Source organism: Paenibacillus sp. J22FR21 (genome assembly GCF_056269135.1).
The window spans coordinates 581,875-599,588 of the sequence record NZ_JBWDNJ010000003.1 but is presented as its reverse complement, the minus strand read 5'-3'; the positions used below and the strand labels follow the sequence as shown (position 1 = coordinate 599,588).

General features: G+C 51.7%; 12 protein-coding genes. 1 reads left to right on the top strand and 11 read right to left on the bottom strand.

Annotation, left to right across the window (positions count from 1 at the left end; genetic code table 11):
* Positions 1 to 9: 9 nt before the first annotated feature.
* The 11 genes from AC0YNS_RS13305 to AC0YNS_RS13255 form a co-directional block, all read right to left on the bottom strand.
* Positions 10 to 1,680 (bottom strand): response regulator transcription factor, encoded by a 1,671-nt coding sequence (locus AC0YNS_RS13305; RefSeq protein WP_475781470.1) that lies wholly within the window; start codon positions 1,678 to 1,680, stop codon positions 10 to 12.
* Positions 1,677 to 3,491, bottom strand: a complete 1,815-nt coding sequence (locus AC0YNS_RS13300) for a sensor histidine kinase (RefSeq protein ID WP_475781469.1) — start codon at positions 3,489 to 3,491, stop codon at positions 1,677 to 1,679. The genes AC0YNS_RS13305 and AC0YNS_RS13300 overlap by 4 nt, the downstream gene beginning before the upstream one ends.
* A gap of 65 nt (positions 3,492 to 3,556) precedes the next feature.
* The gene (locus AC0YNS_RS13295; RefSeq protein WP_475781468.1) at positions 3,557 to 4,456 is read right to left on the bottom strand and encodes a carbohydrate ABC transporter permease; all 900 of its coding nucleotides are present in this window, start codon (positions 4,454 to 4,456) and stop codon (positions 3,557 to 3,559) included.
* Positions 4,456 to 5,337, bottom strand: coding sequence for a carbohydrate ABC transporter permease (locus AC0YNS_RS13290; RefSeq protein ID WP_475781467.1), 882 nt, complete (start codon positions 5,335 to 5,337; stop codon positions 4,456 to 4,458). The genes AC0YNS_RS13295 and AC0YNS_RS13290 overlap by 1 nt, the downstream gene beginning before the upstream one ends.
* 88 nt (positions 5,338 to 5,425) lie before the next feature.
* Complete coding sequence (locus AC0YNS_RS13285) at positions 5,426 to 6,781, bottom strand: ABC transporter substrate-binding protein (protein ID WP_475781466.1); 1,356 nt, start codon at positions 6,779 to 6,781, stop codon at positions 5,426 to 5,428.
* 254 nt (positions 6,782 to 7,035) lie between these two features.
* Positions 7,036 to 8,013: an aldo/keto reductase gene (locus AC0YNS_RS13280; RefSeq protein ID WP_475781465.1), complete on the bottom strand. Its 978-nt coding sequence runs from the start codon at positions 8,011 to 8,013 to the stop codon at positions 7,036 to 7,038.
* A 668-nt stretch (positions 8,014 to 8,681) separates the two neighbouring features.
* Positions 8,682 to 9,095, bottom strand: coding sequence for a hypothetical protein (locus AC0YNS_RS13275; RefSeq protein ID WP_475781464.1), 414 nt, complete (start codon positions 9,093 to 9,095; stop codon positions 8,682 to 8,684).
* 175 nt (positions 9,096 to 9,270) lie between these two features.
* Positions 9,271 to 12,204 carry a DEAD/DEAH box helicase gene (locus AC0YNS_RS13270; protein ID WP_475781463.1) on the bottom strand — a complete coding sequence of 978 codons (2,934 nt, stop codon included), beginning with the start codon at positions 12,202 to 12,204 and terminating at the stop codon, positions 9,271 to 9,273.
* Complete coding sequence (locus AC0YNS_RS13265) at positions 12,201 to 13,802, bottom strand: SWIM zinc finger family protein (protein WP_475781462.1); 1,602 nt, start codon at positions 13,800 to 13,802, stop codon at positions 12,201 to 12,203. The genes AC0YNS_RS13270 and AC0YNS_RS13265 overlap by 4 nt, the downstream gene beginning before the upstream one ends.
* Before the next feature lie 165 nt (positions 13,803 to 13,967).
* Positions 13,968 to 15,716 carry a sensor histidine kinase gene (locus tag AC0YNS_RS13260; protein ID WP_475781461.1) on the bottom strand — a complete coding sequence of 583 codons (1,749 nt, stop codon included), beginning with the start codon at positions 15,714 to 15,716 and terminating at the stop codon, positions 13,968 to 13,970.
* 168 nt (positions 15,717 to 15,884) lie between these two features.
* Positions 15,885 to 16,559: a tetratricopeptide repeat protein gene (locus tag AC0YNS_RS13255; RefSeq protein WP_475781460.1), complete on the bottom strand. Its 675-nt coding sequence runs from the start codon at positions 16,557 to 16,559 to the stop codon at positions 15,885 to 15,887.
* Positions 16,560 to 16,719: 160 nt separating this feature from the next.
* Between AC0YNS_RS13255 and glsA the strand changes: the two genes are divergently transcribed.
* Positions 16,720 to 17,655 carry a glutaminase A gene (gene glsA / locus AC0YNS_RS13250; RefSeq protein ID WP_475781459.1) on the top strand — a complete coding sequence of 312 codons (936 nt, stop codon included), beginning with the start codon at positions 16,720 to 16,722 and terminating at the stop codon, positions 17,653 to 17,655.
* The last annotated feature ends 59 nt before the right edge of the window (positions 17,656 to 17,714 follow it).

Below are 17,714 nucleotides of genomic sequence, written 5' to 3'. Positions count from 1 at the left end.
CCTCTCCCGTTAATGCTCATCCTCTGAATCTTCGGAGACCGCTAACAGCGATCCGCCCCCTTGAACTGCCACTCGGTAGTCCGTCGGTTTCTGCCCCGCATACTTCATAAACACTTTTGTAAAATACCGCCGCTCCGCATACCCGACTTCCTTGGCAATCAGCGCGACGCTCTTCGGCGTATCGAGCAGCAGCGATTTCGCTTTCTCCATTCGCTGACGCGTAATATATTCGATGAAGGTTTCGCCATACGTTTGCTTAAACAACAAGCTGAAATGCGAGGTCGACAATCCGACGTATGTAGCGGCTTCTTCCACGCTGAGATCACGGAACAGATGACGGTCCATGAACTGCTTCGCATCGGTCATCTGCCGCTCGGAATGCTTCCGTTTGTCCGTCGAACGCGCCACGCCTTCACTGGAAGCTTGCCGGATCGCTGCGAACAAATCCTTCACGCCAAAATGCAAGTCCATCTTGCGCCACATGGCTTCTTCCTGCTCGCGCTGCAGCAAATCCGCTTCCTTCAGCTCCCGCATCAGATGCAGCGCCAGAAAATGCAGCATCGGCTTCAGCCGACCTTCCGCACTGCCGCCAGCCTTATGCAGCTGCTCCGCCAGTCGCTTCTGCTCACCTTCCACGCCATCCGCATCGCCGCGCTTCATCGCACCGATCAACCGCTCCGCAATATCCCACAGCGTGCGCCCCGCATCAAAGCCTCCTGCAAGCTCGCTGTCGTAGACCGCGATTGGCACCGATTCGGTAGACAGCTGCATGCCGCGCTGCACGGTTTTATAAGCGGAGGACAGCTTATTCATCGCTGTCATTTTATCATAAATACCCGCATGGAGCTGCAGTTTAGCATTCTTGCGAACGGAGGCCAGCAGCATTTCTGCCCATTGCTTCACCTGCTGGTCACGCGCCTCAGGCGAACCATCTCCGCTTGCCGCAGCCTTCTCGCCGCGAATCAAGACGCACCACTCGCCATCTCTCATTTGGATGACGGCATGATGTAACCCATCCAGCTGCAGCGTCTCGCGCAGCACGTTACACACGGCGAAGTTCCAGATCTTCCGCTCTTTGTCCGGCCATTCACGCCAATCTCGAGCATCGGCTGAACCGGCATCGATATCAAGCACGAGCAGCGTATATTGGGGCTCCCCGAGCAGCTGCTCCTGTCCCGCCATCAGCCAATTGTCTGGGGTAATATCCGTATAGTCCATCAGCACATCATACAGAATCTTCTCGTTCACCAAATCAATCATGCGATCAAGCTTGCGCTGCTCTTCCTTAATCTGCTGCCGTTTATTGCGCTGCTCGGACATGACACGGGCGATAACGCCTGTCAGCTCATCATACGGAATCGGTTTAAGGATATAATCCTTCACCCCATACTGAATCGCAGACCTCGTATACGAGAAATCCTGGTAGCCCGAGAGCATAATAACATCGCAAGCCATTCCCCGCTCCCGAATCTGACGGACGAGCTCAAGTCCATCCATGACCGGCATCCGGATGTCGCAGAGGATTAAATCCGCCGGTTTCTCCCGCAAAAGCTCCAATGCCTCAACACCGTTCTTCGCGGTACCTGTAACTTCAAGTCCAAGCATACTCCAAGGGATCACCTTCTCTAGGTTGCGAGTAATATGTTGTTCGTCATCGACAAGCAGCACTTTTCCGTTCATACCCGTTCACCTCTGTTCCGTGGGATCTTAATTCGGATAGTCGTACCGTAACCCTCCTGGCTGCACAGGAGCAAACCATAAGGCGATCCATAATGAATGCGCAGCCGATCTGCGACACTCCGTAGTCCAAGTCCGCGCCGCTCTCCTTGTTCAGCCACGTTTAAATCGAGATCCCGCTCCTGCTCGCTGCTCAGTCCGTTAATGCGTTTCAAAGCCTCCTCGTTCATGCCGATTCCATTATCGGTAACGGTCAAGATGACCAAGCCTTCTTCCAGATGAACCGAAACGGAAATCATGCCAACATGCTCAAGACCTTCAAATCCATGTTGAATACTGTTCTCGACAAGCGGTTGAAGGGTCAGCTTCAGAATCGTATAATCGAGCGTCTCATCCGAGATTAACAACTCATAGCTGAATACATCCTCGAAGCGGTATTTCTGAATCTCCAGGTAGCTGCGTACATGCTCAATCTCTTGCTGCACCGTAATAATCTCCGAGTGATGCATGCTCGTTCGCAGGAGTATGCTCAATCTGCGCACCATCTGCATGATTTTGCCGCCTTCGTTCTGGGCTGCCAGCGCATTGATCGACTCCAGCGTATTAAACAGAAAATGCGGCTTAATCTGCGCCTGCATGAGCATCATCTCCGCGCGCTGCTTCCGTTCCTGCTCCGTGCGCACCTCGCTCAGCAGACGGCCTATTGTTTCCACCATGCTGTTAAAGCTGCGCGCCAGGAGCACGGTTTCGTCCTTGCCTTTCGTTGGAACGCGGGTATCCATCATCCCCTGCTCCACGAGGCGCATTTTGCGAACGACCCGTATGATCGATTTGGCGACCCGACTAACGAAGAAAATATTAAATAGAATCGCAAAAATCAAACAAAGCAGCGTAATTCCGCCGATCCACTGCACGAAACGAATGTTCTCGCTCGTTAACGACTCCCATGATTTCACGGAAATAAGGATCCACCCGCTGCGGTCGAGGTTATACGCCGAAACAAGAGAATCCTCATGATTGAACATGGTGCGAGAGCTTACATAACGCTGGGTATGCTGCAATTGAAGCTGCGTTTCATTTTGAGCGTATTTTCCCTCTAATTGGTGCTTACTATCCAGCATGACCAGACCGCCGTTGTTGATGATGAGATAACGCGTCTGCGTTTCTTGCTCCCCTGATAGCGTAAAATCCTGCAGCATGCTGTCCACGTCGTCGGTTTTCACCTGGGTCACCATAATACCGGATTCGTTGAACGATTCCATATCCCGTACAATGCGCAGCTGCGTGAATAAAGCCGCACCGGTACCGGTTAAACCGGGCTGCTCGTAGGGACCGATCCACATCGGCCGACCGCTGTACTGCTTGATCTGCGGATAGATCGAGTGATTCTTCAGCATATCGTACGTAATATTCTTAAACGTAGTCGGATCATTACGATAAGAACGGAACATCGTCCCGTCCTCCCCGTAAAGCATCACCATGCTGAGCGCCGGATTTTGCCACAACAGCTTCCCGAGCGACTTCTCGTATTGGCTGATTGCGATTAGCCTGCTTGCATCATTAACCGAGTTGCGGGAGCTGCGCAGCGCATCTTGAACGGTTGCGTTCGTGACGCTGGTATCGCTAAGCTGATCGAGCTCTCGGAAGAAATAGCGGATATTGCCGCCCACCGCTTTGAGCGTAATTTCGGTTTGCTCGCTATACTTCTTCTCCAGCAGCTGCTCCGAATTCAGAAAGGATACGATGCCTAGAAAAATAAGCGGAGCAACGATCAAACCTATAAATGCCAGAAGCAGCTTCGGACGCAAATTCATGGGACGGCTCCTTTATGGTTACAGTTCTTGTCACCGGCAAGCGCGTCCGCGCCAAGCTACGAGATCTAGCCCTTCACGCTGCCCGCTGTCATACCGTCGATAATTTGACGCTGCAGGAACATGTACACGAGCAGCACCGGAATAATGCTGATAATGACTGCCGCAGAGAGCGATGCGAAATTCGTCCGGTAGCCGTCATTGAAAGTAGCCATGCCGGTCGGCAGCGTACGCAGCGATTCTGTCGTGACGAGCAGCTGTGAGAGTATATATTCGTTCCAGTTGCCGATGAACGCAAGGATGAAGACGGTAACGAGCGCCGGCATCGACACCGGTATAATCACTCTGACGAACAATCCCGCAGCACTAAGCCCGTCCATAATGCCCGCCTCTTCAAGCTCGGTTGGAACGGATTGCATGAAGGCATGCAGAATGAAGATTGTAATTGGCAAAGCATAAGTGCAGTATACCAAAATGAGCGCCTGATGCGTATCGTAGAGATGAAGATCATTCACCAATCGGTACAGGGGAATGAACAGCGCGCCCGGAGGCACGAGCAATCCCATCAGAATAAGGCCATAAATTCGCTTGCTCAGCACTTTGTATTTCATCCGGGACAACGCGAAAGCCGTTGCTGCCGAAAGCAGAATCGTGAGTAAACATGCGGCTACCGTTACATATAGACTGTTAAAAGCATACTCGCCGATATGCGCGCTCTGCCAAGCAGCCTTGTAGTTGTCGAAGTTAAACTTGGATGGCAATGCCCAGGTATTGACGGTAATCTCCCGATTCGTCTTGAATGAAGATAGGAGCAGCCACAGCAGTGGGAAAAGAATCACGATAACGTACACCCAAAGCGACAAATGAAGCGGCCACTGGCTGTTGCGTACTTTGTTCGAACGGTGCAGTTTAGGATTGGCCGTATCTTTCGATGGTGTAAGGTTGCCTTTAGTAAGGACACGTTCCATTAGTACTGCACCTCCTCGGATTTGGATACACGCTGCAAGATAGCCGTCATCGCCAGAATCAGAATGAACATCGCTACACCGATGGAACTGCCATAACCAAGCTCCAAGGAGCGGAAGCCGACTTTCAGCGCATAAGTGGACATCACCTCAGTAGACTGGAAGGGGCCGCCATTGGTCATAATTTGCACAATATCAAGCACTTTTAACGTACCGGACACCGTTAGGAGCAGCATGACGAACAGAATCGGACGTACGAGCGGCAGCGTGATTTTCCACGTCTCGCTCCATGCGTTGACACCGTCGATCTTCGCCGCTTCGCCGATTTCCTTCGGAATATTCAGAATCGCAGCCAGACAGAGAACAATGAAGAAACCGATGTTCTGCCAAGCGTTTGCAATCAGGATGGAGAGCATCGCCAGGTGAGGATCGGAGAGCCATTCTTTCGCCCAGCTTTCGCCGCCAATCGCGCGCAAAACTTGGTTGATCATACCTGATTCATAGTTGTACAATACGCCGAACAGAATAGCGACGGTTGCCGTGGAGATGACAACGGGTACGAAAACAGCTGATTTATAGAAACCGCGCATGCGTCTTGCTTTACTGACCATAATGGCAATCAGAAACACGATCGGAATATTGACGATAAGGGAAAAAGCCATGAAATAGAAGTTGTTGCCGAGCGATTTCAAGAATACTTCGTCGTGAATCAATCTTGTAAAGTTATCGATACCGATAAATACTTTCTCGGAAATGCCATCCCATTGATAGAAGCCATAAATGAAAGACACAACGACCGGATATAAAAAGAACAGACCGTAGAGCAGAAGTGTAGGGACAACAAAAGCCAGATACGTCCATGGGTTTCTCAGCGCTTGATACATCGGGATCCTCCTAGCAGGTTAGGCGTATAAAAAGAGGGTGCCTGTTACGGCAGGACACCCTCCATTCATCAACAAGTTGTGATTGCTCTTATTTTTGCGCTGCGTTCGCTTTCTCTTGGGACGCTTGGATTTTCGCTGCTACCTCATCCGGCTTCTTCACTTTGCCGATCAGCTCTTGCAGACCCACACCTACATCTGCGCCAACGCTTGGTTGAACGATCGCGTCAAAAGCTTTCCAAGAAGTCGATGCGCCGCCCATTACGTTCAGAACATCGGAGATCAGTGGATCTACGCCGGACAGATCGGACAGCTTCATGGAAGGAAGAACTTTGTCTTCAAGCAGCGTACGCTTCTGGATTTCTTCGTTGAAGAAGTTACCGATGAATTTCTTCACTGCTTCTTTTTGATCGTCATTCAGGTTCGACGAGAAGCCGAAACCGTTGGAGTAGCTCGCATTAATTGAAGTTTGGTCGCCTTTACCGCCGTCGATGGACGGGAAGGAGAAGTAACCGATGTTGCCTTTGAGCTCGCCTGCTTCGTCGCCCGTGAAGCGGTTTGCATCCCAGCTTCCTGTGAAGACCATAGCTGCGTCGCCTTTCAGGAATTGCGCGCCTTGCTCTGCGTACGGCAAGCCAAGTGCGCCTTTAGTGAAGTAATCGTTGTTCACCAGAGTCGCGTAGTCGCTGAAGCCGGCTACGAAATCCGGATCGGTCCATTTTGCTGCGCCGGTCACCAATTTGCTGAAAGCATCGATGCCCACGTGACGTTCCATGACTGTGTTCCATAGCATACCGTTAACCCAACCGTCTTTGGCCGCAAGCGCGAATGGCGTTTTGCCTTTTGCTTTAATGGCGTCCGATACTGTGATCAGGTCTGCGAACGTTTTCGGAACTTCCAGGCCGTAATCCGTGAACATCTTCTTGTTATAGAACACGCCTTCGCTGTAACCGCCGAATGGAAGGCCGTACACTTTACCGTCGATTGTAAACTCGTCCAAGCTTGCGAACTTGTCTTTGATGCCAAGCTCTTCAATGATCGGCGTCAGGTCGAGCATGCGGCCTGCTTTTACGTAGAGGTTCAAGTCCGCGCCGCCGAAAACTTCGAAGATGTCAGGCGGGTTGCCTGCTGCCATTTCCGCTTTCAGCTTCTGATCGCGGTTAACGACTTCATCGATGCCTTCAAGGTTGAATTTGAGGCCAGCGTTGTCTTGTTCTGTTTTCGCAACAACATCTTGCAGGATTTTCAGACGCACTTTGCTTGTTTCTTTAATTTGTGTATGACGCAGAGAAAGCGTAACGTCTTTCGCCACCGGCGTTTCGTTGGTTGAAGTATTGGTTGTTCCATTATTAGCTGCTGTGTTGTTGTCGTCTTTGGAACCGCATGCGGAAAGTACAAGGGATGCCGACATTAGCGTTACGGCTGCGACTGTAAATCCTTTTTTCATTTCAAGACCTCCAAATGTGTAATCGTATATTTGTTTACTGCTCTTCCTTACACTTTGAATTATAGAGGGAGCAGCGAGAACGCAGGAGGTCGAAAATACAACGAGATGGGGATACTTTTGGGCTTGAAAATGAGGAAGGGGTAATAATAAACGACCCACAGGAGGTAATAATCCTGTGGGCAGCGTTTTTAATCAGAGAATAGTATCCTAGCTGTTAGGTTCCATGACATTGGAGACGGTTATCGGGTTATCGACTACCAAGCATACGCGCGTGGTGCTTCTCCGCCTGGTCCTGGAAAGATCTCGTCGATGCGTTTAAGTGTCGACTCGTCCAATTCAAGCTCTACTGCACGCAGGGAGCTTTCGAATTGCTCGGCCGTACGTACGCCGATGATTGGTGCTGTTACAGCTGGGTTCGAAAGCAGCCAAGCCAGCGAAACAACATCCTCGCGTTCGCCAAGTTCGTCGCAAAGCGCGCCGTAAGCTTCAAGCTGTGCCGCGTGCTGCTCGATGCGCTTGAGGTCACCGCTGCGTTTGCCAGCGCCGCCGCGGCGAACGTTACCAGCCAGCAGGCCGCCGTCAAGCGGGCTCCATGGAATGACGCCGATGCCGAGTCCTTGAGCAGCTGGCAGTACTTCCAGCTCCGGCAAGCGGCAAAGCAGGTTATATTTATGTTGCTCCGACACAAGTCCGAGTATTCCGCGAGCTTTCGCTTCGCCTTGTGCAACGGCAAGGTCCCAGCCGGCAAAGTTGCTCGCGCCGACGTAGCCGATTTGCCCTTGTGTTTGTGCCGCTTGGAATGCAGGCCATAGCTCGTCCCAGCTCACGTTGCGATCAACGTGATGCATTTGGTACAGCTCGATATGGTCAGTCTGTAAGCGCTTAAGCGAAGCTTCCAAGTGACGGCGGAGCTTATAAGCAGACAAGCCGCCATCGCGGTTTGGTCCATCGTTCTTGTTACTCATATCACCGTAGAATTTCGTTGCCAGCACGGTACGCTCACGGCGTCCGCCGCCTTGCGCGAACCAGCGACCGATGATTTCCTCCGTACGGCCTGCATTCTCGCCCCAACCGTAAATATTCGCCGTATCAAAGAAGTTAATGCCCGCATCCAGCGCCGCATCCATAATCCGAAACGCTTCCTGCTCGTCCGTATCGACTCCGAAATTCATCGTTCCCAAGCACAAGCGGCTAACCTTCAAACCAGAACGTCCCAAATAGGTATACTTCATCTTGATTTCACAGCTCCTCTTCCAAGTATGAATGAGATAAGGAAATAAGTCCCTTTCCTATTATAAAGAATTTGGCGGGGAAAGAGAAATGAAGTTGCTGTTTAGAACTCCCCATTTCCCACATTCCCGCCAATGTAGACGTCTAGACAAGCTTCTTTCTCCCCATTTCCCACATTCCAGCCAATGTAGACGCCTAGACAAGCTACTTTCTCTCATCCTCGCACATTCCGACTATGTAGCTCCCTTGGTGAACTAGTTGGCTATCGAGTAACTGTGGCGGTTGTTTGCTGCTCCGAGCTTCGATTAATGTTGATTCCCAGGTGAGCTAACCTTGCGATTTGAAGTGGATTTCTGTCGCATCTGTGGCTCACAAACCGATACACATCCGCGTGAATCCGACGATTGTGGTGGATGTGTTGCCCCCAGAGCTACACCTTAGTGTGAACCGGTGCCACAGTGAAATTCAGAGAGGTAGCTAGTACCTCTCTTGGTGTATAAATCGAAAAAAGGAGCTCAAGAGTGGAACATGGTACCCTTCTTGAGCCCAATAAGCGGAATTATGCAAATGTAAGGTAGCCAATACCCTTCTTTTGAATTGGAATGATGAATAAAAAAGACGGCGATAACCATCATCGCCGTCTTCCCAATATCTATAGCAAGTGGTGAGACTACTCGCCACCACGCATCCCCTGTACTGCGGCGCGAACGGCGCCGTAAAATTCACGCCAATGGGGCGCAGCCTCAGCTGGGCCGATCACGCTCCCAGGAGTGTCATGCTCCGCCGTCGGCGCAAGCTTCCCGCTTAAATGAAGGCGGCTCTCTCGCTGCGACACATCAACCGCTGGCGAACCAGCCTTCATTTCCGCGCCAGCTTCTGCTCCAATCGCGTGGAACGCATCTTTAGCTGCGTTCACTTCAGCTGTACTCACGTGCAATGAATCATTAGCCGTCTTCACCTCTGCTGCACGCACCGCACCATCAGCTGCCCTCACCTCGGATACATCTCTCACCTCTTCGGTGTCTACCTCAGCCGTTAGCACAACTTCATCCTCACGCACTTGTTTACCCGCCCATTCTTCCATCGGTTGCCTTGCACCTCACTCACTGTTGCTTAGCTCCATCAGTTCCTTGCACCGCACCACTTTCGCTTAGCTCCACGGTTGCCTTGCACCACACTCACTATGGCTTCCATCGCTCGCCTCTACTTCACTCGCGATCGCTTAGCTCCATCGATTGCCTTTACCGCACCACAATCGCTTAACCCTTGAGCCGATGCTTGCGGAGCGAGAACAGCTCGCGCAGCTCGTCAGTCGACATCTCGGTAATCCAGTTCTCCGATTGGCTTACAACTTGATCGTTAAGCATCTGCTTGCGCGTGATCATGTCGTCGATTCGCTCTTCCAGAGTGCCCAGCGTCACGTATTTGTGCACCTGCACATTGCGCTTCTGACCGATTCGGAACGCGCGGTCTGTCGCTTGATTCTCGACTGCCGGATTCCACCATCTGTCGAAATGAATCACATGATTCGCCGCCGTCAAATTGAGTCCGGTGCCGCCGGCTTTCAACGACAGGACGAAGGCGCAGCCCGGCTCAGCTTCATTCTGGAACCGCTCGATCATGTTGTCCCGCTCCGCCTTCGGCACTGCGCCGTACAGATAAGGCGTCGGAATGCCCAGCCGCTCTTCAATAAGCCGCTTGAGCGTAGAGCCCATCTCCACATACTGCGTGAAAATCAAACAGCGCTCGCCTTCCGCCGCAATCTCTTCCACCATCTCAAGCACGCGAAGCACTTTGTTGGAGCGCTCGATATCCCATGCTGAAGGGAATAACGTCCGGTCTTCCTTCAATAATAAGCTCGGATGATCGCATACCTGCTTCAAGCGAGTAAGAGCGGAGAGAATGATCCCCCGACGCTGCAGCGCACCGACCGCCTCCAGCTGATTCATCAGTTCAGACACAATATTCTCGTACAGCGCACCTTGCTCCACGGTCAGCGACAAATACGTACGCATCTCGTTTTTCTCCGGCAGCGCAAGCGCGATGGCAGGATCCTTCTTAAGCCGGCGCAGCATGAATGGTTTCACCCACCGCTGCAGCTCTGCAATCAACGCCTCATCGCGCTCCTTCTCAATCGGAAGCACGACCGCTTTACGGAATTCAGTCAACGTCCCCAGATAGCCCGGATTCGTAAAATCATACAGCGACCACAGCTCCGTCAACCGATTCTCCATCGGCGTACCTGTCAAAGCAACCCGGTGATGCGCGGAGAAACCTCGAATCGCAGAAGATTGCTTCGTGTAATAGTTCTTGATATTCTGGGCTTCATCCAAACAAAGAACATCCCATGAAACGGCACCGAGTTCTTCCTCATCGATTGGAGCTAGCGTATACGAGGTGATAACAAGGTCAGCCTCGGCTGCTTCAGCCGCGAAGTCCTCTCCGCGCATACGTTTCGGTCCATAATGCACCATCACGCGCAGCTCCGGAGCGAATCGTTCCAGCTCCTTCTCCCAGTTGCCGATAACCGACGTCGGACAGATAAGCAGCGATGGTCCGAAGCTCCCTTGCTCCATCACATGCTGCAAATAAGCAGTAAACTGAATCGTTTTGCCAAGACCCATATCATCGGCTAAGCAGCCGCCAAGCCCGAACTTTCGCAGAAACGCGAGCCACGATACCCCTTGCAGCTGATAATGACGAAGCTCGCCTTGGAAAGCATCCGGCGTTTCAACAAGCGGCAAATCTGAAGATTCATTCAATTGCCCGATCCAAGTAGCCAAGTGCTCATTCAGCTCGATTTCGGCTGTCAATGCTTCCTGCATCTCATCTTCCGGCTCAAGCTCTGCCCCGCCGCGCAGATGCATCTCCATCACATCGCGCATCGTTAAGCCGCGCTTGCCGCCGTTCTTCTTCAGCCACTTGCGCAGCCGTTCCATGTCGCCCGGGTCCAAATGCACCCATTCGCCGCCAACTTGCATCAGCCTGCGATTCTCGGATGCCAGCTTCATAAATTCAGCTTCCGACATATCGACATTGCCAACGGCAAGCTTCCAGTCAAAATCCACGATTTGCTGAAGGCCGAACATCGACTGCTCGGCTGAGCCGACAGACGATTTCACTTTGGCTTTCAGCTTCATCCGGCGGTTTCGCGCCGCTTCCCACCAAGATGGCAGCAGCACGGAGCAGCCTGCGGCAAGCAGCTTCACGCTCTCTTGCTCCAGAAATGCATAGGCCTGCGCATCATTCAGCTCAATACGAATATGGCCGGCATCCGCATCGCCGCCAAGCATGCCATCCTCAGATCGCGTCCATTCCGGGAGCGCCGCAGCCCATTTCATCTCTTCCTTACGCATACGCTCGGCAAAATGCTCCCGCCACGCTTCCGGAGCATCCGCCGGCAGCATAAACCGCTCTTCCCCACGCGACTCGGCCGCTTCATTAAGCGCAAGCGTCATCCAGCGTCCGCCATCTTCGCGGTCACGAACTGCCGGGCGCAGCCGCCAGCCATGCCCATCGCTTGGCTCCAGCAGCTGCAAAGCGGTACGGAACGCCGCATTATCCTGCTTCATGCCAATGGAGACGAGCCAATCGTCCTCATCGGCCGCTTTCATCATTAGCGCTCCTTCACCGGCCTGTGATGCAGCGTTTCGCCAAGCCACGCCTACCGAATCATCGGAAGCGATCAGCTCTTCCACGATACCGGTTAGCCAGCCTTGCAGCGCTCCGATATCTCCCTGCTCCTCAAGCTGTTCCGCAAGCTGCTTCCACTCCGTGCGCTTGTTCTCCTCATCGCGCGGCACATCGAGGCGCCAAGCTCTCGCCTCAGCCCGCCAGCGCGTCCAATCCGGCGAGAACCAGCCGTGGAGCAGCACCTCGCGCATCATCTCAGCAAGCTTGGCCAGGATCTGCAGCCTATCCGTCCATTCCACCTGCAGCAGCCTTACCGGCTTCGGGGAAGATAAATAATCCATCGCTATCGCCGGTGACAACGGCAGCTCCGTACGTTTGAGCCGCTCGTCCGTACGTTCCTCGATCTCTGCACCAAACCATGAGGCCTCGTGCCAAGCGAAGAGAAGGCGGCGCAGACGAAGCGTTATTCCGGCGACATGCCCGGCTGCCAGCACCAAGCCTTCGCCATCTTTCCAAAATCCGTCAACGACAACCGTTTCAGTACCTGTGTACCCTCTCATGTGATGATTTTACCCCTCCAAAGCTCTTCCTGCAGCGCGCGCAGGCGCCCATGCTTTTGTACGATACCATCCACATAACGGCTCCATTTATCGCTGTGCTCTTCCGCTTTGTACAGCTTCTCGAGCTTCTTCATCAGCTTGACGGCTTGCCGATAACCTTGCCGATTACGCGAGCGAATCGCGCCGTCAATCGCTTGATGGTACAGCGGGTACAGCACGCGGGGAGCAGCCTTGCTGATCTCCCGCACCAATTGGATATCCATCTCGTCAGGCTCGATGCCGAACAGAAGCTGCAAATCTGCCCACTTATCATAATGCTTGCGATCCAGCCAATGCTCCGTCAAAGCCGAGTACGAATACGGCAGGAACGAAACCAAATAATGCTGCCAGCTCGGATTATCGGGCTGCTGGAGATCGGCTAAACGGCACATCGACAAGAACGGTCCAAATGCCTTGGATTTCCGCTCAATCGATAAACCTCCGTACAAATACCGAATCCAATTGTCCAGCTTCGCCCAATTCCGCTCCTCCAGCCGCTGCAGGGCACAGTCGCAAGCAAGCAGGGCCGTCCGATTAAATGGAGTTCTCGCCAGCAGCTCCATCGCATAATCGTCGTTATTCTCCGCATAAGCGAGATAAGCCAGTGCCATCGGAACGAAGAAGCTCGCATGTCCCGTGCCTTTCTCCTCTGCCAGCTTATTCTCCAGCCATTGCTTCTCCTTGCCGGTCCAGCCGGGATCGTGTACAAGCTGCCCCCAGATCGAGAAATACAGCGCTTCCCATCTGTGAAGCTGCTGCTCCCGATCCATCTCCCGTACATGGAACAGCTCGAGCAATTGCTCGACACCGACCCGTTCAAGTTCTGTCATCGTATCCGGTGTAAGCTCTCCTGCGAGCTCGTGATACTGATTGATCCAAGGCTCCGTCATCCGCGCGAAAGCCATCTCATAATAGTAGCGACTGTAACTGTCCGTAATTGAATAGGCTCTTTCCGACTGCTCTACGACAAAAATAATACCGTGCATCCAGTGCAGCCGTCTTAGTCCTTCATCCCAATTCTTCGAGACCGCCTTTATCGCCGACAAAACCGGCTGCAGCGGATGCAGGGAATGTCTGCATTGCCGCCATATTTCGCCGTGCTTCGCTTCCATATCTTGCTGCCATAGATGCGGGTCACCTTCGAGACCGGTCTTAGCCGCAGCAACAACTGCCGCTGCCGAGGTCGTACCGCGATCTCCCCGATCTTCCGTAAACATCGGATCTTGACCGTATAACAAGCGGTTATGCACCTCATCCGCACTTCTTCCCGCATATTCGTAATAAGCATAGAAAACGGCAGCCATATGCTTGCAATACCCTTTAACCGGACACGTACATGTGCTGAAACCAAACTCATCGCAATCGAGCGTAACGGCAAAAATCGCAGCATCCTTGACGGTTCCATATACAGAGGTTCCTTCCATCACTTGAACGGAAAGCACCTTCTCCCGGCGGTAATAATCAAAGCCAAGCTGCATCACCTCAAGGGGGATGCTGCTTGCGACAGCTGTTTCCAAAGCTTGCAGCCGCTGTTCATCCAGTTGAAAAAACGTGCTCACGATGCGTCCCCCGTTCCTCAATAACCATTCCAATCATTATATCACATTCACAAACGGTTTCGCTTTGAACTGGGACAGACAGGAAGAGATAATAATAAAAGCCTCTTGTCCGGACCGGTAAGTCCGAGCAATAGGCTTCGTAGAATTGGTTATAAGCATTCCAGCTTAATAAGGCACTTTCACGATAAAAGTAACCGTATTCGGTTCATTAATGGCTAGTTTAATACCACCTTTGTACTTCTCCACGATGGACTTCACAATGTGCAAGCCAAGTCCGGAATGACTGCCCTTCTTCGACGTGTAACCCGCCTGAAATATCGGTTTATTCGCAAGCTCCGCTGCGCGCAAGCAAGTATTACTTACGGCAAATTCATAATACCCGGTCTTCTGGCAGGCCTCGATGTTCACCGAACGTTGACCTTCTGCATAATTAAGCACTTCATCAAACGCATTATCGATCAGGTTGCCAAGCAGCCTTGTCATATCCAGCGACTTCATCCCGAGCTCAAGCTTATTAATGTCATTGAAATCCGCCTTGAATTCCACTTTGAGCACCTCAGCCTGCAAGCCTTTCGCACGAATAAGCGCAGCAATGGCCGGATTGCCGATGTCGATAATATCGTTCAATTCTCGAATCTCGCCGGTTAACTCTGCCGTGTAAGACTTTAATTCCTCTGTCTTGCCAAGCTCAGCCAACGCATGAATGGTTTGTACATGGTTAGCAAAATCATGACGCTGGGAGCGAATCGACTGAAACAGTCCGTTAATTTCATCCAAGTATGTTTCTTGCGCTTTCCGAATCAATTTGTCCTGCGACTTGCGATAAGCGGTGACGAACAGGTAAACCAAGATCAAGCTAATCACCGTTACGATGCCGATAATAATCGCAATATTAACAAATTGTTTGTCTAGTGTCTGTTGAATGATCGCGTAATCCGATACGACCGAGATTACATAGCGATTAAGCGGTTCGCCATTCTCATCGAGCATGCTGGCTACCTTATTCGTAATATCGACCGGTATAAACAGCTTAATAACATGTTTACCGTTGATGACATCATTCTGATACACCTTAATGTTCTTCTCATTCGCCAGTTTCACGTTAGCCAGATCATCAGGGTCTTCATACTTATAGGTTCCATTAATGATCGGATTTTGCGTCATATGCGTTAGAACATCGCCATTATCCGTAATGGTTGTTTTCTCGCCGTTTCCAAAGGTGGCCGGATTAATGATCGTAATTTCGCTTAGCGACTTATTCTCCTTCAGCGTTTGGGAGATCAGCTTGTCGACGCCGGTTGCCTCATCGTAATCATGCTGCCTGCTGTCGTAGCTAATGTAGGGATCAATCATATAATTGGTCGTGCCGTCATAATAGTATCCCCATTTTTGAATGGAGCTGGTGTCTGTCGTTGCAAACTCAAAAGGGCCTGTCCAGAAATTCGTCAATTGCTGGCCCCAGTCAATCGAAACCTTGTGCTCATCGAACAATTGGTTGAACGCCTGGTACCAAGGTTTCCATGTATTGGTCTTGTATCCGAGCTGTTTCGGACTGGACGATTTATATAAGATGATATTGTCTGTGGTTCGTTTAAGCAGCGTAATGCCAACCATATCAAGCTTCTTGGAGAGCTCCGCCAGTTGCGAGTTGGATACTTTCTCGACATCCGGGCTTAAGGCAAACTGAGTTGCAATCGAGACTGCACGAAGCTCACGGCCGATTTGCTCTTGATATTTCTCTGCGCCGCCACGGGACAGCTCGATGGAGATTTCAATCTGTTTTGCAACCGATTCCATTTCATGCTCAAGGCTGTCTTCCAGTGAATCTTTGGTTGTAAAATAATAGATTGTATTATTGACGCCAAGTAATAGTGCGATCAACAAGATGGCAAGAAGCCACGCATTACGCCGCATTTCGACAGACTCTCCGATCAAATTCGATATTTCTCTCAATTATGTCCGATTTCATAGAGAGTGACAATGAAAGAATTGAACAGTAATGGGTGTAACGCACTAATTTTGGGGTTTTTTGACGAAAAAAGCGGCTCAGCACCTAATGACACATGCCGAAACCGCTTTTCTCTAGGATGAAAGTCTCTTAAAAAAGGCCAGAAGTGCCCATTTGCGCTCTTGTCGTTTCTTGTATCGCGGCAAAGCGCGGTACAGTGTCCCGCATTCCATCAGTGTTTGCTTCGCATCCTCCGCTCTTCCAAGCTGTGAATAGAGAAGCGCGAGCTTGTAGTACGCTTCAATGGAAGAAGAATGAATAGCGCGGAAGGATTGCAAATGCCCGATCGCCTTTTCTGGATTCGTCCTGGCGTAGATCGCAGCTAACCGCAGATAGGGGGTTCCGTATTTGACTCTCGGATTGATCGAAAGCGCGTTGCCGATTGCCGCTTCTGCAGCATCCGTTTCCCCGAGTTGACTGAGACAAGCGCCAAGATCATCCCAGAATTCCGCGGAATGCTCCAGCGCATCCTGCAGCGGCATGAGCCATTCCTTCGCTTCTTTATATCGTTTGCGTTCAATCAGCAGTCGAGCGAGCTCGTGTTTGGCCGGAATATCGTTTGGATTCATGAGGATTTGCTGGCGCAGTCGTCTGATTGTACCGAATCTGCGCAGCGGCTTCACGAAACTCGGCGTGAGTCCGATAAATCTGCGGTCCAGCACATAGAGCAGGGCCAGAAGGACAAGAACAGCAAGAAACGGACTGCCCGTCAGCCACCATAATAAGCCGAAAAGTAGGATTTTAACCATATTGCCTCCTGCTACAAATGATAAGGTTTATTGCTGTCATCATTGTACACGATTGGCCTGGCTCTCAGATAGTGGAAATTCTTTTTCCTCTTGCCGAGCAACTCCGGTGGGCCGTACACTATGAAGTAGAATAGGACAGCGAAGAGATGAGGCGACAATAATGATGGAACAATTGCGGGAAACCTTACCGATATGGTTAAATGCAAGCCGGCTGCATGCAAGCGAAGGGCAAGTAGCCTCCTATATTCCGGAGCTCGCCAAAGCGCCTGCGGATGCGCTCGGTGTTACGATTATGGGCGCCGGTGGGGAGACGATTAGCGCCGGAGAGACTGATTTCCCTTTTACCATGCAGAGTATTTCGAAGGTGTTCACCCTGCTTCTGGCTCTTATGGATAACGGAGAGGACGGCGTGTTTGCCAAAGTTGGCATGGAGCCGACCGGTGACGACTTCAATTCGATGCTCAAGCTGGAGCTTGTTGAGCCGGGCAAGCCGTTTAATCCACTGATCAACGCTGGGGCAATCGCAATCAGTTCATTGATTCACGGCGATACGCCTGCAGCGAAGACGCAGCGCATTCTAGCCTTCTTTGCTGAAGCGGCAGGCGGTTCTGCACTGTCCGTCAACGAAGATGTCTTCCGTTCTGAATCTGCAACGGCTCATCGAAATCGTTCGCTCGCTTATTTCCTCAAAGATAACGAAGTGCTAGGTGAAGAAATTGACGTCGAAGATGTGCTGCATGTCTATTTCCGGCATTGCTCCATTGAAGTCAGCTGCAATCAGCTTGCAAGAATGGCGCTGCTGCTGGCATTCGACGGCTTCGACCCGCTGGTCGGTCGGCAGCTCGTACCGAAACGTTATGTCCAAATCGCCAAAACGTTCATGATCATGTGCGGCATGTACAACGCATCCGGCGAATTCGCGATTAAAGTCGGCATTCCGGCGAAGAGCGGCGTATCGGGAGGCATCCTCGCCCTTGTTCCCGGCCGGTTCGGCATCGGTGTCATAGGGCCGGCACTCGGCACGAAAGGAAACAGCACGGCAGGTGTCCATTTGCTGGAGACGATGTCGACTGCGCTGGATTGGCGGATCTTCTGATATAGCAATGTGAAAAGAGGCTGAACCGGTGGTAATCCACCTGTTCAGCCTCTTTCTTA